At 59.8% G+C, this 17,361-nt stretch carries 21 protein-coding genes and 1 pseudogene; 13 read left to right on the forward strand and 9 right to left on the reverse strand.

Annotation, left to right across the window (positions count from 1 at the left end; genetic code table 11):
* Window positions 1-100: 100 nt before the first annotated feature.
* Window positions 101-310, forward strand: a complete 210-nt coding sequence (locus HX875_RS16645) for a hypothetical protein (protein ID WP_177043963.1) — start codon at window positions 101-103, stop codon at window positions 308-310.
* 570 nt (window positions 311-880) lie between these two features.
* Here HX875_RS16645 and ptrR read toward each other — a convergent pair.
* Window positions 881-1,756, reverse strand: coding sequence for a putrescine utilization regulator PtrR (gene ptrR / locus HX875_RS16650; RefSeq protein ID WP_177043964.1), 876 nt, complete (start codon window positions 1,754-1,756; stop codon window positions 881-883).
* A 104-nt stretch (window positions 1,757-1,860) separates the two neighbouring features.
* Between ptrR and HX875_RS16655 the strand changes: the two genes are divergently transcribed.
* Window positions 1,861-3,252 (forward strand): aldehyde dehydrogenase family protein, encoded by a 1,392-nt coding sequence (locus tag HX875_RS16655; protein WP_177043965.1) that lies wholly within the window; start codon window positions 1,861-1,863, stop codon window positions 3,250-3,252.
* A 34-nt stretch (window positions 3,253-3,286) separates the two neighbouring features.
* Here the strand turns inward: HX875_RS16655 and HX875_RS16660 are convergent, their stop codons facing one another.
* Window positions 3,287-3,925: a TetR family transcriptional regulator gene (locus HX875_RS16660; RefSeq protein WP_177043966.1), complete on the reverse strand. Its 639-nt coding sequence runs from the start codon at window positions 3,923-3,925 to the stop codon at window positions 3,287-3,289.
* Between the two features lie 129 nt (window positions 3,926-4,054).
* Between HX875_RS16660 and HX875_RS16665 the strand changes: the two genes are divergently transcribed.
* From HX875_RS16665 to HX875_RS16675, 3 genes are all read left to right on the forward strand, one after another.
* The gene (locus HX875_RS16665; protein WP_177043967.1) at window positions 4,055-4,711 is read left to right on the forward strand and encodes an O-methyltransferase; all 657 of its coding nucleotides are present in this window, start codon (window positions 4,055-4,057) and stop codon (window positions 4,709-4,711) included.
* A 97-nt stretch (window positions 4,712-4,808) separates the two neighbouring features.
* Window positions 4,809-6,020 (forward strand): YeeE/YedE family protein, encoded by a 1,212-nt coding sequence (locus HX875_RS16670; protein ID WP_177043968.1) that lies wholly within the window; start codon window positions 4,809-4,811, stop codon window positions 6,018-6,020.
* Window positions 6,021-6,046: 26 nt separating this feature from the next.
* A complete protein-coding gene (locus tag HX875_RS16675) occupies window positions 6,047-6,487 on the forward strand; it encodes a bifunctional diaminohydroxyphosphoribosylaminopyrimidine deaminase/5-amino-6-(5-phosphoribosylamino)uracil reductase RibD (protein ID WP_177043969.1) in 441 nt (146 codons plus the stop codon).
* 165 nt (window positions 6,488-6,652) lie between these two features.
* Here the strand turns inward: HX875_RS16675 and HX875_RS16680 are convergent, their stop codons facing one another.
* Window positions 6,653-7,000: a c-type cytochrome gene (locus HX875_RS16680; RefSeq protein WP_218171949.1), complete on the reverse strand. Its 348-nt coding sequence runs from the start codon at window positions 6,998-7,000 to the stop codon at window positions 6,653-6,655.
* Between the two features lie 144 nt (window positions 7,001-7,144).
* Between HX875_RS16680 and HX875_RS16685 the strand changes: the two genes are divergently transcribed.
* On the forward strand, window positions 7,145-7,681 hold the full coding sequence (locus HX875_RS16685) for a hypothetical protein (protein ID WP_177043970.1): 537 nt from the start codon (window positions 7,145-7,147) through the stop codon (window positions 7,679-7,681).
* On the opposite strand, the gene HX875_RS16690 is transcribed toward HX875_RS16685, so the two are convergent.
* Window positions 7,678-8,571, reverse strand: coding sequence for an alpha/beta hydrolase (locus HX875_RS16690; RefSeq protein WP_177044045.1), 894 nt, complete (start codon window positions 8,569-8,571; stop codon window positions 7,678-7,680). The genes HX875_RS16685 and HX875_RS16690 overlap by 4 nt on opposite strands.
* A gap of 189 nt (window positions 8,572-8,760) precedes the next feature.
* Between HX875_RS16690 and HX875_RS16695 the strand changes: the two genes are divergently transcribed.
* From HX875_RS16695 to HX875_RS16705, 3 genes are read left to right on the forward strand one after another with little or no spacing between them, the layout of a single operon-like run.
* Window positions 8,761-10,179 carry an FAD-binding oxidoreductase gene (locus HX875_RS16695; RefSeq protein ID WP_177043971.1) on the forward strand — a complete coding sequence of 473 codons (1,419 nt, stop codon included), beginning with the start codon at window positions 8,761-8,763 and terminating at the stop codon, window positions 10,177-10,179.
* 44 nt (window positions 10,180-10,223) lie between these two features.
* A complete protein-coding gene (locus HX875_RS16700; RefSeq protein WP_177043972.1) occupies window positions 10,224-11,162 on the forward strand; it encodes a LysR family transcriptional regulator in 939 nt (312 codons plus the stop codon).
* Between the two features lie 55 nt (window positions 11,163-11,217).
* The gene (locus HX875_RS16705; protein WP_256348117.1) at window positions 11,218-12,570 is read left to right on the forward strand and encodes an MFS transporter; all 1,353 of its coding nucleotides are present in this window, start codon (window positions 11,218-11,220) and stop codon (window positions 12,568-12,570) included.
* Here HX875_RS16705 and tspO read toward each other — a convergent pair.
* Both tspO and HX875_RS16715 read right to left on the reverse strand, forming a co-directional pair.
* A complete protein-coding gene (tspO, locus tag HX875_RS16710) occupies window positions 12,520-12,960 on the reverse strand; it encodes a tryptophan-rich sensory protein TspO (protein ID WP_177044046.1) in 441 nt (146 codons plus the stop codon). The genes HX875_RS16705 and tspO overlap by 51 nt on opposite strands.
* A gap of 142 nt (window positions 12,961-13,102) precedes the next feature.
* Window positions 13,103-13,702, reverse strand: coding sequence for a hypothetical protein (locus HX875_RS16715; protein ID WP_177043973.1), 600 nt, complete (start codon window positions 13,700-13,702; stop codon window positions 13,103-13,105).
* Window positions 13,703-14,139: 437 nt separating this feature from the next.
* On the opposite strand from HX875_RS16715, the gene HX875_RS16720 reads away from it, so the two are divergent.
* Window positions 14,140-14,466, forward strand: a complete 327-nt coding sequence (locus HX875_RS16720; RefSeq protein ID WP_177043974.1) for a DUF6124 family protein — start codon at window positions 14,140-14,142, stop codon at window positions 14,464-14,466.
* Between the two features lie 21 nt (window positions 14,467-14,487).
* Here HX875_RS16720 and HX875_RS16725 read toward each other — a convergent pair whose 3' ends face one another.
* Window positions 14,488-14,721: a hypothetical protein gene (locus tag HX875_RS16725; RefSeq protein ID WP_003214497.1), complete on the reverse strand. Its 234-nt coding sequence runs from the start codon at window positions 14,719-14,721 to the stop codon at window positions 14,488-14,490.
* A 235-nt stretch (window positions 14,722-14,956) separates the two neighbouring features.
* Here HX875_RS16725 and HX875_RS16730 point away from each other — a divergent pair, with 235 nt between their 5' ends.
* The 3 genes and pseudogenes from HX875_RS16730 to HX875_RS32775 all read left to right on the forward strand — a co-directional run.
* Window positions 14,957-15,235 carry a hypothetical protein gene (locus tag HX875_RS16730; protein ID WP_177043975.1) on the forward strand — a complete coding sequence of 93 codons (279 nt, stop codon included), beginning with the start codon at window positions 14,957-14,959 and terminating at the stop codon, window positions 15,233-15,235.
* Between the two features lie 168 nt (window positions 15,236-15,403).
* Entirely contained in the window at window positions 15,404-16,066 is a 663-nt protein-coding gene (locus tag HX875_RS16735) for a hypothetical protein (protein WP_177043976.1), read from the forward strand.
* 117 nt (window positions 16,067-16,183) lie between these two features.
* Window positions 16,184-16,312: pseudogene (locus tag HX875_RS32775) on the forward strand (DUF6124 family protein); the annotation flags it as partial.
* 49 nt (window positions 16,313-16,361) lie between these two features.
* Here HX875_RS32775 and HX875_RS16740 read toward each other — a convergent pair.
* Together HX875_RS16740 and HX875_RS16745 are read right to left on the reverse strand one after the other, a co-directional pair.
* Complete coding sequence (locus HX875_RS16740; RefSeq protein ID WP_177044047.1) at window positions 16,362-16,595, reverse strand: hypothetical protein; 234 nt, start codon at window positions 16,593-16,595, stop codon at window positions 16,362-16,364.
* Window positions 16,596-16,770: 175 nt separating this feature from the next.
* Complete coding sequence (locus tag HX875_RS16745; RefSeq protein WP_177043977.1) at window positions 16,771-17,304, reverse strand: hypothetical protein; 534 nt, start codon at window positions 17,302-17,304, stop codon at window positions 16,771-16,773.
* Between the last annotated feature and the right edge of the window lie 57 nt (window positions 17,305-17,361).

A 17,361-nucleotide genomic window follows, 5' to 3' on the forward strand; every position in this document is an offset into this window, starting at 1 on the left:
GCTTGCCTTAAGAAGTGGGGCGTGGCCCTTAAAAATTCGCTGCTTTCAGTCCGCTACCCCTAGACTGACAGCAAGACTGTCCCTTCCCCTCGAGTACCCTATGAGAAACGACGACCTGGACCTGCGTGCCGACCGCGACGAACTGGACCACTTCACCCCACGCCCAACCCCCGCCAAGCGCCAGAAAAGCCTGGTACTGCAAGTCGCCCTCGGCGTATTCCTCGGTGGTTTGGCGTTGTGGCTGGTGCAACTGGGCGCCGGCGCCCTGATGGCCAAACTGGCCATGGGCACCCTGCAATTTGGCGGCTGACAAAGACCAAATGTGGGAGCCGTCGAGCTTTAGCGAGGCCGCGATAGCGGTGGGTCAGGCAGCATCAATGTCGACTGTGCCGACGCCATCGCAGCCTCGCTGAAGCTCGACAGCTCCCACAGGGAACCTATTCCGCCTTCAGTCCGCGCTCTTCCAGCAATCGTGGTTTGGCCTTGTGGCTGGTACAACTGGGCGCCAGAGCCCTGTGCAATTTGGCGGCTGACAAAGATCAAATGTGGGAGCCGTCGAGCTTTAGCGAGGCCGCGATAGCGGTGGGTCAGGCAGCATCAATGTCGACTGTGCCGACGCCATCGCAGCCTCGCTGAAGCTCGACAGCTCCCACAGAGGGACCTACTTCGCCTTCAGTCCGCTCTATTCCGGCAACTATGGTTTGTGCAACTCGGTGCAAGCAGACACCCTGTAATTTGGCGATTAACTCCCTGAGTTGAACTTCCCGTAGCAGCTGTCGAGCCCCAGCGAGGCTGCGTTGGCCGCGCTGCCGCTATCGAGTCATACTCTGAACCGAGTCGCGCCTGACGCAGCCTCGCTGGGGCTCGACAGCTGCTACGGCTACGATGTTAAGGCCAGGCCACGCTCTTCCAGCAACCGCACAAAACTGTTCAGACTCTGCGACACCGTGCCCCGGCGCCAGATCAGCCAGGTATTCAATATCCGGAATGTATCCGTCAGCGGCCACACACTCACCGTCGTAAACCCCGGCATGCTCTCCAGCATGCTCCGCGGCATCAGCGCCAACCCGGCACCGGCGCTCACGCAAGCCAGCATCCCGTGATAAGACTCCATCTCGAAAATCTTCCCCGGCACCGCGCCATCCTGTGAAAACCAGCGCTCAAAGTGATGCCGATACGAGCAGTTCGAGCGAAACGTGTAGATGCTCTCCCCGCTCACATCCTGCCCTCGGGTGATGGGCGCGTGATGCAACGGTGCAATCACCACCATCTCTTCCTCAAACACCGCCACGCCTTCGAGCGTCGCGTGCAACACCGGCCCATCGACAAACGCCGCCGCCAACCGCCCCGACAACACACCCTCGATCATCGTGCCGGACGGCCCGGTGGTCAGGTCCAGCTCGACCTTGGCGTGCTTCTGGTTATACGCCGCCAGCACCGCAGGAATCCGCACCGCCGCCGTACTCTCCAGCGAGCCCAGGGCAAACGCGCCCTGAGGCTCCTCCCCCGCCACCGTCGCCCGGGCTTCTTGCACCAGGTCGAGGATGCGCCGGGCATAGCCGAGAAAATTCCACCCGGCCGGGGACAACCGCAGCCGGCTTTTCTCGCGAATAAACAAATCCACGCCCAGGTCCTGCTCCAACTGCTTGATCCGCGTGGTCAGGTTCGACGGCACGCGATGGATCAATTGCGCGGCAGCGCTGATGCTGCCTTGCTCGGCAACGGCTTTGAAAATTTCCAGCTGGACCAGATCCAAGTCATTCTCCAAACGTGAATGTATTGCTTAATATTATTCAGTTTCCGAAAAAGATACAGCCCCGTACGCTGGCCTCCATCCCATTCACTGCGCAGGACGGTGCCATGAACCAGATTTCCTCCCAGACCCACGCCTTGTCGATCAACCCCGCCAACGGTGAAACGGTCGCCAGCTACCCGTACGAAACCGAGGCGCAGCTGGATGCCGCCCTCACCCGCTCCATCACCGCCTTCCGCAACGGCCGCAATACGCCCGTCGCTCAGCGCGCCGAATGGCTGCTGGCCCTGGCCAGCACCCTGCGCGACCAGGCCGAAGAAATGGCCCAAATGATCACCCTGGAAATGGGCAAACCCATCGCCCAGGCCCGTGGCGAAATCGAAAAATGCGCGCAACTGGCCGAGTGGTACGCCGCCCACGGCCCGGCCATGCTCGCCCCGGAAGCCACCCTGGTGGACAACGGCACCGCTCAGATCGAATACCGCCCGCTGGGCCCGATCCTCGCCGTGATGCCGTGGAACTTCCCGGTGTGGCAAGTGCTGCGCGGCGCCGTGCCGACCATGCTCAGCGGCAACACCTACGTGCTCAAACACGCGCCTAACGTGATGGGCAGCGCGTACCTGATGAAACAAGCCTTCCAGCGCGCCGGCTTCGCCGATGGCCTGTTCGAAGTGATCAACGTCACCCCCGACGGCGTGTCCAAAGCCATCGCCGACCCACGCATCGCCGCCGTCACCCTCACCGGTAGCGTGCGCGCCGGCATGGCCATCGGCTCCCAGGCCGGTGCCGCGCTGAAGAAATGCGTACTGGAGCTGGGCGGCTCCGACCCGTTCATCGTGCTCAACGACGCCAACCTCGACGAAGCCGTGCAAGCCGCCCTGATCGGCCGCTTCCAGAACTCCGGCCAGGTGTGCGCCGCCGCCAAGCGCCTGATCATCGAAGCAGGCGTGGTGGAAGCCTTCACCGCCAAATTCCTCGAAGCCAGCCGCAACCTGGTGATGGGCGACCCGACCGCCACCGAGACCTACATCGGCCCGATGGCCCGCTTCGACCTGCGGGACGAACTCGACGGCCAGGTCCAGGCTACCCTGGCCGAAGGCGCCACCCTGCTGCTGGGCGGCCATAAAGTCGAAGGCGCGGGCAACTACTACGCACCCACCGTACTGGCCAACGTCACCGACCAGATGACCTCGTTCAAACAGGAACTGTTCGGGCCGGTCGCCTCCATCATCACCGCCCGCGATGCCGACCACGCCGTGGCCCTGGCCAACGACAGCGAGTTCGGCCTCACCGCCAGCGTGTTCACCACCGATCCGGAAAAGGCACGCAGCATCGCCAACCAACTGGAAACCGGCGGGATCTTTATCAACGCCTACAGCGTGTCCGATCCTCGGGTCTCGTTTGGTGGTGTGAAAAAGAGTGGCTTCGGACGGGAGTTGTCGCACTTCGGCGTGCGGGAATTCTGCAATGCGCAGACGGTGTGGCTGAACCGCCGTTAAGGCAATCGCGTCAAACGATGGCCCGCCCTGCGGGTCATCGTGCCGTCTGGTTAAGCACCGTCACATACGCACCGAACATATCCGCCATCGCGTCCGCATAGGCGGCAATTTGCGCTTCGGTGCGCGGGCTTCCCGAGAACTCCTTCGCCACTGAACTGAAGGTGGTAGCGATCAAATCACAGGCCAGCGCACGGGTGGCTTCCGGCACCTGCGGCAGCAATTCAAACATGAACGTCTGGAAGATGTTTTGTCCCTCCGCCCGAACTTCATGGGCCTCCGGCGCGTCACGATAAAGCGGCGCCGCGTCGCTCAAGGCGACCCGCATCTGCGCCTCCTCACACTCCGAACGAATGAACGCATGCACCAGGGTGCGCAGCCGCTCCAGAGGCGGTTGACTCACGTCCTCCAGGATCCGGCTGAGCATTTGCGAGGTTTGCTGCCATTCATCGGTTTGCAACCGGAACAGGATCGCCGCCTTGTTGGGGAAATACTGGTACACCGATCCCACGCTGACACCGGCCTTTTCCGCGACACGGGCGGTGGTGAAACGGCTGGCACCTTCCTTGGCCAAAACCTGAATAGCCGCCTCCAGAATGGCCGACACCAACTCGGTGGACCGTGCCTGTTTTGGCTCTTTGCGTGAGGAAATCTGCGAGGTCTGGCGGTCGGTCATGGCGCGTTCCTGCGGCTGGGCGAATGCGAATAGCGAATGTGACGAATTGTTCGCATACTTTAAATGCGACGAATCATTCGCATACTAGCCTGGCGCCTCACGGCGCTCAACCTGCAACAGGACATACCCATGAATACGCTTACCTCCGCCCCGATGGCGGCCCTGATTGAACGGCTGTACACACAGGCCGAAGCTGTCTCGAGCCCTGTTTTCAGCACCATGCCTCACGAAGAACGCAATCGCCTGATGCACAGCAAGACCGACTACCTCGAACTCTACGGCCTGCTGAAAGACCTGTGGCTGCCCGTCTCCCGCGACACCGGCACCCTGCTGTACATGCTGGCACGCAGCGCAAAAGCGCGGGCCATCGTCGAGTTCGGCACTTCGTTCGGCCTGTCCACCCTGCACCTGGCGGCCGCCCTGCGGGACAACGGCGGCGGCGCGCTGATCACCAGCGAGTTCGAGCCCTCGAAGATCGCTCTGGCCCGGGAACACCTGATAGAAGGCGGCGTGAGCGACCTCGTCGACATTCGCGAAGGTGACGCCCTGATAACGCTGGCAACCGGCCTGCCCGACAGCGTCGACCTACTGCTGCTCGACGGCGCCAAGGCGCTGTACGGCGATGTTCTGAACCTGGTGGAAAACCGCCTCAAGCCCGGCGCGCTGATCATCGCCGACAACACCAACTACTGCCCCGACTACCTGGCCCGCGTGCGCTCCCCGGCAAACGGCTACCTGTCGGTGCCGATCGGTGACGACGTCGAGCTTTCCGTACGCCTGGGCTAATGCCCTCATCGGAGGATTCGAGGCACCCGTGCAAGAGTGCGAGGTTTATACTCGGCCCCCTCGCACTTAACTCACAGCCTTCGAAACGAGATTCCCGATGAGCCTTTCCCTCTCTACAACCCCTGCGCGCAAGCCGGTCGCGCCACTGCTGGCATTTGTCATCCTGCTGCTGGGCGCCACCTTCCTGCAAAACAGCGTCGGCGGGCGCCAAGTGCTGTTGCTGGTGGTCGGCGCCGCACTGGGCTTGACCCTGTACCACGCCGCGTTCGGCTTTACCTCGGCCTGGCGGGTGTTTATCACCGACCGACGTGGCGCGGGCTTGCGCGCGCAAATGGTGATGCTCGCGATTGCCGTGGTGCTGTTCTTCCCCGCGCTGGGCGCGGGTACGTTGTTCGGCCAACCCGTGGTCGGGCTGGTGGCGCCGGCCGGGGTGTCGGTGGTGTTCGGGGCCTTTATCTTCGGCATCGGCATGCAACTGGGCGGCGGCTGTGCGTCCGGCACGCTGTTCACCGTGGGCGGCGGTAACGCGCGCATGCTGGTGACCTTGTTCTTCTTTATCTGCGGTTCGTTGATCGCCACCCACCACGTCGACTGGTGGTTCTCGCTGCCGTCGTTCCCGGCGGTTTCCATCGTCAAAAGCTTCGGCGTGGTGCCGGCCTTGCTGCTGAGCCTGGCGGTGTTCGCGATCATCGCGGCGGTCACCGTGCGTCTGGAAAAAGGCCGTCACGGGCAACTCGAAGCCGGCGTGACCAGCGAACACCAGGGCCTGCGCCGTTTCCTGCGTGGGCCATGGCCGTTGGTGTGGGGCGCGATTGGCCTGGCCCTGCTCAACTACGCCACCCTGGCACTGGCCGGTCGGCCGTGGGGCATCACTTCGGCGTTCGCCCTGTGGGGCGCCAAAGTGGCCACCGGGTTGGGCGTGGACGTAAGCAGCTGGGCGTTCTGGCAAATGCCGGGCAATGCCAAAGCGCTGGCGGCGCCAGTGTGGGAAGACGTCACCAGCGTGATGGACATTGGCATCATCCTCGGTGCGCTGTTGGCTGCGGGCCTGGCCGGGCGTTTCGCTCCAAGCCTGAAAATCCCGGCGCGCTCGCTGTTCGCCGCGGTGATCGGTGGTTTGCTGCTGGGTTACGGCTCACGCCTGGCGTACGGCTGCAACATCGGCGCGTACTTCAGCGGGATTGCCTCGGGCAGCCTGCATGGCTGGGTGTGGTTGGTGGCGGCGTTTGTCGGCAATAGCGTGGGTGTGCGGTTGCGGCCGTTCTTCTTTGCGGGCGAGCGTCCGCAGGTGGCGTTAAGCGGGTGCTAAGGCACGACTAACAGGATCACAACGACATGCCCACCCCATCCTCCAACGCCGACTTCATGCGCCTCGCCCTCGCCCAGGGCCGCCTGGCACTGCCCAAGTGCCTGCCAAACCCACCTGTGGGTTGCGTGCTGGTGAGGGATAACGCGGTGATCAGCCAAGGCCATACACAACCGCCGGGGCTGCATCACGCGGAGGCAATGGCGCTGAGCAATGTGTCCGGTGATTGCTCCGGGGTCACTGCATTTGTGACGCTGGAGCCCTGCTCCTTTCACGGCCGCACGCCGTCCTGTGCGCTGGCCTTGATCAACAGCGGTGTCGAGAAAGTGTTTGTTGCGATGCTGGATCCCGACCCGCGAAACTCGGGAGTGGGCATAAAAATGCTGCAGGATGCGGGGATTACCGTGGAGGTCGGTTTGCTGGCAGAGGACGCGGCCAAAGACCTGGCCGAGTTTCTGGTGCGCAAGTAGGAGCCGGCTTGCCGGCGATGGTCGTCAACGATGACGCTCGTACGCTGGATGAACGCAGCGCTCTCGGATTTTTCGCCGGCAAGCCGGCTCCTACAGGGGAAGGCCCGCCCTCGTGAAAAGCCTTGGAGAGCACCCAACACCTGCCGCGAGACTTTCCTCTCAACATCATCGGCTTTTTGAAATCACTCCACTCATGTACTCGTTCAAATCACGAAAGTCCTGAACCTTCCAGGTGAACGGCGACAGCTTCACACCGTTCTCGCGTAACGTCCTGGGAATCAGGTCGCCATTTGGGCGAAGAATGATGGATGACACGATAACGCCCGGATAATCATTCAGGCGTTTCTTGAAAGCGGGTGTCGTAAGGTCAGGCGTAGGCGGCTTGCTTTTATTGGCCAAGGGTCCTGAGCCCTTGATATCGGCCCCATGGCACATGCCACAGCGCTGTACGTAGATGTTTTTCCCGTTCACATTTTCCGCAAAAGACAGTGATGTTTGAACGAGCGCCAACATCCCCAACGAAGCGATGAATACTATTTTTGCTTTCACTGTTCCCTGTGACCTTGTTATATAAACCGGATGATTTTCCTTCGGGCCGCACTTGCTTGCAAGGATCGCCAAGAGAAACCAATGAACACTCAGCATGGAGCGAGTCGATTGAAAGCCGTTAAATTCCTGGCCCTTTTAGCCCTGCCACTGTTTTACGGGTGCTCTACCATGGGCGCCCTCAAATCCTTTACCACCGCGTACCACGAGCCGCAAAACCCGACCACCAGCAGACTTAGGGTGATCACTGATCAGGTCGTGCGGCTGGTACCCGGCAGCACCTGCATCAACTGGGATTTGCCGGGGGCCGGCTCGGTCAACTCAAGGAGCCTAGCCCCATTGAATGATAAAACCTTCAATGACAAGCGCCTGGGCATCCCCGGTGGCGAGGGTGTAAAAAACAGCGCCGAAGTGTATGTGCAACCGAACACGCCGCTGACGGTGGTGTACTCAGGTGCTGACGGAAGACATCAGTGCCTCTACAGCACTTACTTTGAGCCTGAAGCCGGCGCCGACTATGAGGCGGCCTCAGAGTACTGCACGATCGCCATTTATAAGATCGTCAAGAATGGAGCCACAGGAGAAGTCAGCCGCGGGCTTGTTAAAAGCGCCCCGGCAAAGGTGTGCCCCTCGGTGTCCCCGATCTAAACCTCGACTCGAGCCGTTATCCACTCGCGGCTGTAAGCAAGCACGCGGCTGGACATCGCCGTCGGGAAATGAATAAACCCATGGGCGGCCTGCGGTAGCAGGAACACCTCACTCCCCGCCCACCGCTCGGCCATCTGCAACGTGTCATCGAGCAACGGGTCCAGCTCCCCCACAAACATCAGCGCCGGCGGCAGCCCCGCAAGGTCGCCATACAACGGTGACAACGCCGGCTGCCGACGCTGCTCGTCACTCAAGCCCGGCGTGAGCAGGCGCAACGCCTCAACCATCCCCGGCCCGTCCAGCAGCAGCGTTTCCCGCCCCGCCGTGCGCACACTTGGCGTGCCGGTCAAATCGTAGACGCCGTAATACAGCACCGCCCCGCTCACCCGCGCCAGCAACTCCGGCCATTGCTTCAGCGCCAGCAACGTCGCCGCCGCCAGGTGCCCACCGGCAGATTCGCCGACGACAATCACCGGCAGGCCGGCAAATTCCTCACACTCCCCGAGCAACCAGCGCGCCGTGGCCAGGCAGTCTTCCAGAATCCCTTCCACCGGCGTATTCACCGCCAGCCGGTAATCCACCGACACCACCGCCACGTCACACGCGTTCACCATGGCCACGTTGAGGTCGTCATTCATCTGCGCATTGCCGATCACCCAGCCGCCACCATGAATATCCAACACCACGCCCTTGACCTTGCCCTTCGGCCGAATGATGCGCACCGGCACCGAGCCCACCCGCCGGCTTTCGGCTTCAAGGCCATGCTTGAGCAACTTGTTGCCCACCACCATTTGGCCAGAGCGCAACAGCGCCTGGATCACCCGGGGCGTCACGCGGTTGCGGATGCGAAAACGCGGCAACCACGCCAGTTTCTGGTTGAAGCGCTGCATTTGCGCCACTTCATGTTCGTTGGCAGGCCACAGCGTATGAGTTCCCAATTCGATATTCCCTCTATCTCTAAAAGAGATGGCACCCTCTGAAATCAGCACTACACGTGTTGACCCCCGTCTGCCTAAGATAAGCAATAACTCCCCAAAATGCCGCCTCTAGCGCGGCGCACAAAAAAAGGAGACTGTTCGATGACCGTTCCTGCCGCCCCTGCCCACCCGCAGCTGCCACAATCGCTGCTGGATGAACTGAGCCAGCTGCTCGGCAACCGGTTTTCCACTTCGGCCAGTGTGCGCGAACACCATGGCAGTGATATTTCCGCCCTCGACCCCATGCCGCCGGATGGCGTGGCCTACGCCAACAGCCTGGACGATATCGTCGCCATCAGCACCGCCTGTTATCGCCACGACGTGCCGATGATTGCCTACGGCAGCGGCACATCCCTGGAAGGCTGGCTGCAAGCGTCCCACGGTGGCATCAGCATTGACGTGTCGGGCATGGACCAGATCGTGCAGATCCGCGTCGACGACATGGACGTCACCGTGCAACCCGGCGTAACCCGCAAACAACTGAACGCGGCCCTGCACGGCACCGGGCTGTTCTTCCCGATTGACCCGGGCGCCGATGCGTCCCTGGGAGGCATGGCGGCCACCCGCGCCTCCGGCACCAACGCCGTGCGCTACGGCACCATGCGCGAAAACGTGATGGGCATGACCGCCGTGCTCGCCGACGGCCGTGTGATACATACCGGCGGCCGGGCCCGCAAATCTTCCGCCGGCTACGACTTGACTCATCTGCTGGTGGGCTCCGGTGGCACCCTGGCGACCATCGCCGAACTGACCGTAAAGCTGCACCCGATTCCCGAGGCGATTTCGGCGGCGGTGTGCCGCTTCCCCACAGTGGACCACGCCGTACGCGCAGTGATTCAAACCATCCAGCTCGGCGTGCCCATCGCCCGCATCGAACTGCTCGACGCGCTGACCATGCAAGCCCTCAACGCCTACAGCAAAACCCAACTGCGCGAGGCGCCGTCGTTGTTCTTTGAACTGCATGGCTCCGAGGCCAGCGTGAAGGAACAGATCGAAACCGTGCGCCTGGTGGCCGACGAACACCAGGGCCTGGATTTTGAATGGGCCGTGCACCCGGAAGACCGCAGCCGTTTGTGGCAGGCGCGGCACGATGCGTACTTTGCCGCCCTCGCCCTGCGCCCCGGTTGCCGCTCGCTGACCACCGACGCCGTGGTGCCGATTTCGCGCCTGGCCGAATGCATCGAAACCACCGCCGCCGATCTCGCCGAAAATGGCTTTCTGGCACCGATTTTCGGCCATGTGGGCGACGGCAATTTTCACGCGCTGATCCTGGTAGACCCGCACAACCCGGACGAAGTCGAACGCGCCGAAGCCGTGGCCCATCGCCTGGCCGAGCGCGCCATCGCCATGGGCGGCAGTTGCACCGGCGAACACGGTATCGGCCTCACCAAGCAGCACTTCATGCCGGTGGAACACGGGGCAAACGCGGTGGACGTGATGCAAGCGATCAAGGCCGCCCTGGACCCGAAACAACTGATGAACCCCGGGAAGATCTTCCCGCGCGGGCACACGGCCGGTTAGCGCGGTACCCTCATCGGCCCCATCGGTTTGCAGGAAGCGCCCAAATGGAAATCCGCCAGATCAAATACTTTGTCGCCGTGATCGATTGCGGCAGCCTGTCCCAGGCCGCGCGCCAGGTGCATGTGGCGCAATCGGCCTTGAGCAAGCAGATGTCGGCGCTGGAGCAGGAACTGGAGGTGCAACTGTTCCACCGCAGCCACAACGGTGTGGTGGCCAGCGAGGCCGGCAAGGTCTTCTACGAATACGCCCAAGGCATGCTCAAACACCTGACCGACGCCCGCGCCGCCGTGCGCAGCAGCCCCAACGCTGTCAGCGGCTCGATCGTCGTCGCCTTGCCGCAAAGTGTCGCCACCATCCTCGCCATGCCGTTGATGCGCGCCGTGGCCGCGCGTTATCCGCAGGTGGCGTTCCACCTCAACGAAGAACTCACTGGCAACGTCATGGACCAACTGATCCATGGCCGCGTCGACCTCGCGCTGTTCACCTCCCGCGAGCTGCCGCCGCAAGTGGTGTTCGACGCGCTGATCGAAGAAGACTTCTACCTGATCCACCGCGCCAACGCCCCCGACGCGCCGCCAGCCGGTGAGGTAACGCTGCAACAGGCCCTCGCTCGCCCGCTGGTATTCCCCAGCCAGGCCCATGGCCACAGCACCCGCACCTTGGTGGAACACGTGGTGAAACAGCGCGGGCTGGCGGCGGGCGAGATCGCCATGGAAGTGAACTCGGTGCACATCCTCAAAAGCGCGGTGGAGGCCGGCATTGGCTACACCATCATGCCGCTGAACCTGGCCATGCGCGAAATCGAAGACGGCCGCCTGGTGGCCCACCGCATTAACGACGCCGAGCTGACCCGCACCCTGGGCATTTGCAGCTGCGCCTCGATGGCCGCCAGCCACCTTAAAACCCTGATTAGCGAGCTGATCCGCGAAGTCGTCCACGGCATGTGCCAGAGCGGCGACTGGCCGGGAGGTCGCGCCCGCTGACCACGCGCCACACCGCAAAACAATCGCCCCTACAACAACAAAAAAGAGGCCCATCATGAAGCCATTAACGGCGCCCCCCGGCGACCTGCCCGACCAGGCCCTGCACTCGGCCTACCGCAAGACCGCCTGGCGAATCATCCCGCTGCTGATGGTGTGCTACCTGGTGGCCTACCTCGACCGGGTCAACGTCGGCTTCGCCAAGTTGCAGATGCTCGATGACCTGAAGTTCAGCGACGCGGTATATGGCTTCGGCGCCGGGGTATTTTTTGTCGGCTACCTGATGTTCGAGATCCCCAGCAACATCGCCCTGCACCGCTTCGGCGCCCGGCGCTGGATCGCCCGCATCATGATGACCTGGGGCCTGCTGTCGGCCGCCATGATGTTCATCGAAACCCCCATGAGTTTCTACCTGCTGCGTTTCCTGATCGGCATCGCCGAAGCGGGCTTCTTCCCGGGGATCATTTTCTACCTCACCACCTGGTTCCCCAGCCATCGCCGGGGCGTGATGATCTCCCTATTCATCGCCGCCCTGCCGATCTCCAGCATGCTCGGCTCGCTGATCTCCGGCTTGATCATGCACACCCTCGACGGCGTGGCGGGCTACGCCGGCTGGCAGTGGCTGTTCGTGATCGAAGGCCTGCCCGCCGTGGCACTCGGTGCCGCCGTGTTCTTCCTGCTGCGCGACCGCATCGCCGATGCCCACTGGCTCAGCCCCGACGAAAAGCGCGGCATGCAAGCCGCCCTCGACCGCGAAACCCGGGAAAAGCCCCGCCATTCGGTACGCGACGGCTTGTTGAGCCCGACCATCTGGCTGCTGGGCGCGGTGTACTTCTGCCTGGTGCTGGGCCAATACGTGATCAGCTTCTGGATGCCCACCATCATCCGCAACAACGGCGTGGCCGAGCCCTGGGCCATCGGCGTGCTCAGCGCGATTCCCTACTCCGTGGCCGCCGTGAGCATGGTGCTGGTGGGCCGCAGCAGCGACCGCCACCGCGAATACCGCTGGCACCTGGCGATCTGCGCCGTGTTCGGCGCCGGGGGCGTGGTGTTTGGCACCTTGTTTGGCGACAGCCTGTGGCTGTCGATGCTCGGCCTCACCCTCGGCACCGCCGCGATGATCAGCGGCCTGCCGGTGTTCTGGGGCATGCCCACCGCCGTGGTCGGCGGTGCCGCAGCCGCGGCGGGCATAGCGCTGATCAACTCGCTGGGCAATGTGGCGGGCTTTTTCAGCACCATCGTGGTGGGCTGGTTGACCCAACTCACCGGCAACACCCAGGCGGCCATGTACTTCATGGCCGGGGCATTGGTGGTCGGCGGGTTGCTGGGCTTGAGCGTGGCACGCAAGCCCGGCGCGGGCTCAGCGGTTATTGCGCAGGATGGAGAAATTCAACGCAGCCGCAACGCTTAGCCACACCAGGTACGGGAACAGGATGAGCCCGGTGATCAGGTCCAGCCGCACGGCCAGCAGCACCATGGCGGCGACCACCAGCCACAGCAGCGTGAGGATCACCATGCCGGCGAGAATGCGGTGGGCGCCGAAGAAGACGGGCGTCCACAGCGTGTTGAGCGCGATCTGCGCGGCCCATAGGGCCAGCACGATTTCGCTGCCGGGGATCAGCGTCAGGCGGTAGCCAGCCCAGGCGAGCAGCAGGTAGATGATCGACCAGGCGACCGGGAACAGCCAGTTGGGTGGGGTGAAGCCGGGTTTGACGAGGGTGGCGTACCACTCGCCCGGCTTGAAGATAATGCCGGTGCTTGCGGCGGCGGCGCAGGCCAGAAGAAAAATGAAGAACGTCAGCATAAGCGGTCCTTAGCTGGGAGCAGCTACCTGGAGATGAAAGCCATGACGGCGGTTTCAGGGTTGGACGTTCAGCGAGGCAAAAAGTGTATTTTTCTTTCCGCCGCACTCCGGCGCAGATGCGCAGGGTTATTGGCGACGACTACTTTTCCGGGCAGGGATTGAACACTTCCGTCGCCGCCACCGCAGAGACATACGGAATTTTCGTACCCGGGACCATCCCGACGGAGTAGGCGTTTTTGCCGGTTTCGCGCACATAGGTCTTATCGGTGGTCAGGTCGCCCGGCTGGTTTTCACCCAGCAGGTAATCCAGAAACTGAATCTTCACCGGCGTGTTGAATTGCCCTTCAGCCGTGAGCGGAATGATCTGAGCAGCGCCCGCCCGAGTGAAGGCGAAAAACGCGGCGGCGGCTTCACGACTGCGGAAGGTTTTGACGCACAGCACATCGCGGGTGCGCAGCGTGATAAAGCGCTGATAGCTGCCACCGGAATAGGTACTCAGAATCAAGCCATCGTCCACCAGAACGCCCAGGCCCTGAGTGGCACGGCACTGGCCATCGCCGCCATTCTCCGAGCCGTAGGGCAGGTAGCACCAGTTGGTCTGGCTCAGGGCCCGCACCGAGCCGGGGGCAATCTTCAGGTCGTGCTCGATTTGCTGACGGGCTTCGGGGGTTTGATACGGAATGCTGCAGCCGCTAAGGATCAGGGCCAGTAACACGAACAACAGGCGATAAGAGCGCATAGGTTTTCCATAACGGGCACGGCAGGTCGTTGCGCGGGTTGCCAGGGCGAGAGCCTGGAGGGTTTGAGTGATTTGGGGTTGAAGGCGTATCGGATGGTGGTTCCTTTTGTGCGGTAAAGGAGCCGTGGTATTGACCGCAGCAGCTTGCTCCATTGCCTACGCTTGCGTCAGAATCCGCCGGCTTGTGCACCTGGGTGGTCATCTCTAAGGTTGCTCGGTCGCTGAAAACTCAGTGATCGGGTTTAGTAGCCCTGCTTTGAATACTTACGTGCATGAACTTCATCTTCCAGACATCTCGTCTGTGCTTGATGGTGGCTGTGCGTAGGGCGCCCTCGGGCGCGCCGGCTTTAAGTATTCACCGGTCTACTAACCTGCGCACAGCTGCCACCCTTTCGTTTAGTAGCGATGAGGTGGCGGCCCGACTCAGGAATACTTATATGTTCAAAATAACGCCGAATCCTCCGAAAGCGCCGGATTTAAAGCTCTACCAAGCGGCTGAACGTGCCCTTGATCACTATCTGAATCCCGCCACCGAAAGCGTCCCGGGATCAGACGCCCTCTTCAGCGTCAGCTCCGGCGCCAGCAACGAAACCCTGATCGCCAACAGCTACGAGACCGTTTCCTCCGTCAGCGCCCTGCTGCTCGACCTGTCCGACGAACTGACCGGCAAAGACCGCGACGTGGCATTGGCCATACACCAACTGAGCGAATTGAGCGTACTGCTGATCGGCAAACTGATGGACCGCGAAACACCTCGGGCGTAAAGCCAACGCGGTCCTGCGGGACTAGCCCTTCAACTCACCCAACCGATTACTCGCCGCGTCGTCGTATGCAACGTACAGCGACTCGGCGATTTGGCTTTTGATGGCTTTGGCGCTTTCCAGACCCAATACGAAACCTTCAGCTTTGCCGCCTGCGCGGTTCAGGTCTTCTTTTGTGTCAGCACCGGTGATGGCGTCGAGGAGTTTGATGGCTTGAGGGCCTACGCCTTTTGGGAGGCTGATTTGGTCGATGCTCATTGGGATGCCTCGGGTGAGGTCCGGGATGGGGTGGTGCGGGTGAACGAGGTCATGGGCGATACCTTGAGATTGATGTCGGTAGCGCGTGGAACCACTGCCGGGATTGGTATGGTAGGCCGGAATGCGCACAGAAGAGCTATTTTTGGAAAAATGCGGGAAGAGTGTCAGGTTTTCTCCGTACTCGCCGACACACTGGAGCACCTCTGAATTAATTGTATTCTCGAAAGGACTCAAAATGAATGATGGAAAACGTTACGCACTTGATTTTGCAACTTCGATTTGTATTTTATTACTGGTGGCTCTGATTTTCACCGCAGTATTTAGCTGGTTCTCATCGTACGATCGATCAACGGCTATCGCGAACACTGGAGCCTGCGTCGGGATGCTACTAGCGGTGTTCTCGGCAAGGGGTGCCGAAACCTGCTTTGATCGATCATTAGTGATCAGTAGCCTTTTAGCATCGTTCGGCTTTCAGGTGTGGTCATTGGTTGCAGCAGCTCCCGTACACACCTAGATGATGCTTTAACAGAAGGAAATGCATTTATTTTCGATGAGTAAACTCATCCCCTTTTTTAGTAACCCAGAACGAAATCGATTAAAAACATACACCTAGTTAACGATCCACTCAAGACGTCCTACCCAAATAGCTATCACCCTATTTAACAACTCACAGAGGAAACACATGAAAACAATATTCAATTTAACTGGCCTTACCAACATCTATAGAGAATCACTACAAAGATCCGAGCCAACATTAGCCTTCGAAATAAACCAAGGAAAAGGCCGCCTTGTATTTATGATGTTCTTTTCAAAGGAAGATAAAAGTTCAAAAGATAATATTTTTGTTTTCTTAAGGAACACGAAAACCTTTCTTAAATTGAAAGCATATGGAAGCCATAAAAATGGCGACTTTCAAATATATTTCGAAGACAGCGATCAATTAGCCATCATCAATGAGCTAATGCTTGAACAGGGAGGAAGTGCATTTGACTTTAGAAAGTTCCTCGAGACACTAAACCTAAAAATCCCTACACAGCTTCCTCTTCAAGCGAAGCTCGATAAAATAAGAGAGGTTTGGCCACAGGTAAACTGCCATTTAAAAGAGACCGTTGATGAAGTCAAAAAAACCAATCTTATAGGCATAAAAAAACTGCCTACGGAGAAGAACCCCAAAGACAAAACACTTCGAAAACTTTATATTCACACCAATGGAAATGCGGACACAATAACCAAATTAATCTCCGCTTTAAAGGAGAAAAATTTCACTTTAGCGTGGACCGACAAAAACATTGAGTCGATTAGCTTCGCCCAATTAATGAGTAAAATTAATGCATGTCAAATCTAGAACCACAAAGGCATAGTTAAAAAGGAGCGCGTTATTTTCCACTAAAAACTCGACAAACAAGAGCAGATTTATTTTTAATCAACAATAAATCTATACCCGCTTTGATATTCCAAAATTTATAAAACCATTTGCTCAGTCAGCGCCTTGTTGCTCGACCTACCCTACGAACTGAGCAGCAAAGACCGCGAGGTGGCATTGGCCATACACCAACTGAGCGAATTGAGTGTGCTGCTGATCGGCAACTGATGGCCCCCCGAAACACCTCGGGCGTAAAGGCCAACGCGGTCCCGCGGGACTAGCCCTTCAACTCACTGAGTCGATTACTCGCCGCGTCGTCGTATGCAACGTACAGCGAATCGGCGATTTGGCTTTTGATAGCTTTGGCGCTTTCCAAACCCAATACAAAACCTTCGGCCTTGCCGCCTGCGCGGTTCAGGTCTTCTTTGGTGTCAGCACCGGTGATGGTATCGAGGAGTTTGATGGCCCGAGGGCCTACGCCTTTGGGGAGGCTGATTTGGTCGATGCTCATTGGGATGCCCTGGATGAGGTGCGGGATGGGGTGGTGTGGGCTGAAGCTGTCATGGGCGATACCTTGAGATTGAGGTCGGTAGAGCGTGGAATTAGTCTCAGCCATGGTAGACCGGTACGAGCACAAAGGGCTGATTTCCGGCAGTAGCGGTCGTACGGATAAGGATGACGTCGATTTAGGACGGATAGTAGCGTTGGACTTCAGCGGCTGCCGAAGGCGATTTGCTGCAAGGGATCGTCAAGTCTGTCTGCGACGACTTTAGCGTGACGCTAATAAAGGCAGCCGATATCGATGCAACTGCTGCGAGAACTGCAATTACGATAGGTATGATAACGCTTCGCCAAGCTTCGCTTCTCTGAATTTGCCGCGCATGAAGATCGACTGCTAGTTGCATGAGTTTCGCTGTAGTTTCTGCGGAAAGCAGAGGTCTAACATCATCCCCATCGTCGTTCGGAACCGGCTCCTGCGTGTTCCTAGCGATTAAAGAAATATGGGACCGCTTCGCTCCTTGCGGTTTAATGCGAAAAAACTCTCTGTGTTGCAAACCAACTCCGATCCAACTTGCGGCACTTTTAGGTTGGCCTTGAAGCTCCTCTACAAGGCCATCCTCGCTCCGGCGTGTCTTTTGAGATAATGCCAGAACCTGGATCATTGCCAGCACATCAGCCAGGCGGTTCTCTACTAGGTAAGGTGAATTTTGCTCGGACATTGGACTCTCTTTAATACATTTCTATGTTTGATGGGTACCGCCCGCGAGCGGAAATTG

The organism is Pseudomonas yamanorum (assembly GCF_013386765.1).
GTDB lineage: Bacteria > Pseudomonadota > Gammaproteobacteria > Pseudomonadales > Pseudomonadaceae > Aquipseudomonas > Aquipseudomonas yamanorum_A.

What these genes read in the sequence shown, in the direction of transcription:
- HX875_RS16665 (WP_177043967.1), top strand. Translation starts at nt 4,055, where the DNA reads ATGAATACGCTTACCTCCGCCCCGATGGCGGCCCTGATTGAACGGCTG.
- HX875_RS16695 (WP_177043971.1), top strand. Translation starts at nt 8,761, where the DNA reads ATGACCGTTCCTGCCGCCCCTGCCCACCCGCAGCTGCCACAATCGCTG.
- HX875_RS16680 (WP_218171949.1), bottom strand. Translation starts at nt 7,000, where the DNA reads ATGTTGGCGCTCGTTCAAACATCACTGTCTTTTGCGGAAAATGTGAAC.
- HX875_RS16720 (WP_177043974.1), top strand. Translation starts at nt 14,140, where the DNA reads ATGTTCAAAATAACGCCGAATCCTCCGAAAGCGCCGGATTTAAAGCTC.
- HX875_RS16700 (WP_177043972.1), top strand. Translation starts at nt 10,224, where the DNA reads ATGGAAATCCGCCAGATCAAATACTTTGTCGCCGTGATCGATTGCGGC.
- HX875_RS16735 (WP_177043976.1), top strand. Translation starts at nt 15,404, where the DNA reads ATGAAAACAATATTCAATTTAACTGGCCTTACCAACATCTATAGAGAA.
- HX875_RS16705 (WP_256348117.1), top strand. Translation starts at nt 11,218, where the DNA reads ATGAAGCCATTAACGGCGCCCCCCGGCGACCTGCCCGACCAGGCCCTG.
- HX875_RS16670 (WP_177043968.1), top strand. Translation starts at nt 4,809, where the DNA reads ATGAGCCTTTCCCTCTCTACAACCCCTGCGCGCAAGCCGGTCGCGCCA.
- HX875_RS16725 (WP_003214497.1), bottom strand. Translation starts at nt 14,721, where the DNA reads ATGAGCATCGACCAAATCAGCCTCCCAAAAGGCGTAGGCCCTCAAGCC.
- HX875_RS16690 (WP_177044045.1), bottom strand. Translation starts at nt 8,571, where the DNA reads ATGCAGCGCTTCAACCAGAAACTGGCGTGGTTGCCGCGTTTTCGCATC.
- HX875_RS16660 (WP_177043966.1), bottom strand. Translation starts at nt 3,925, where the DNA reads ATGACCGACCGCCAGACCTCGCAGATTTCCTCACGCAAAGAGCCAAAA.
- HX875_RS16675 (WP_177043969.1), top strand. Translation starts at nt 6,047, where the DNA reads ATGCCCACCCCATCCTCCAACGCCGACTTCATGCGCCTCGCCCTCGCC.
- HX875_RS16655 (WP_177043965.1), top strand. Translation starts at nt 1,861, where the DNA reads ATGAACCAGATTTCCTCCCAGACCCACGCCTTGTCGATCAACCCCGCC.
- HX875_RS16730 (WP_177043975.1), top strand. Translation starts at nt 14,957, where the DNA reads ATGAATGATGGAAAACGTTACGCACTTGATTTTGCAACTTCGATTTGT.
- HX875_RS16715 (WP_177043973.1), bottom strand. Translation starts at nt 13,702, where the DNA reads ATGCGCTCTTATCGCCTGTTGTTCGTGTTACTGGCCCTGATCCTTAGC.
- HX875_RS16745 (WP_177043977.1), bottom strand. Translation starts at nt 17,304, where the DNA reads ATGTCCGAGCAAAATTCACCTTACCTAGTAGAGAACCGCCTGGCTGAT.
- HX875_RS16645 (WP_177043963.1), top strand. Translation starts at nt 101, where the DNA reads ATGAGAAACGACGACCTGGACCTGCGTGCCGACCGCGACGAACTGGAC.
- HX875_RS16740 (WP_177044047.1), bottom strand. Translation starts at nt 16,595, where the DNA reads ATGAGCATCGACCAAATCAGCCTCCCCAAAGGCGTAGGCCCTCGGGCC.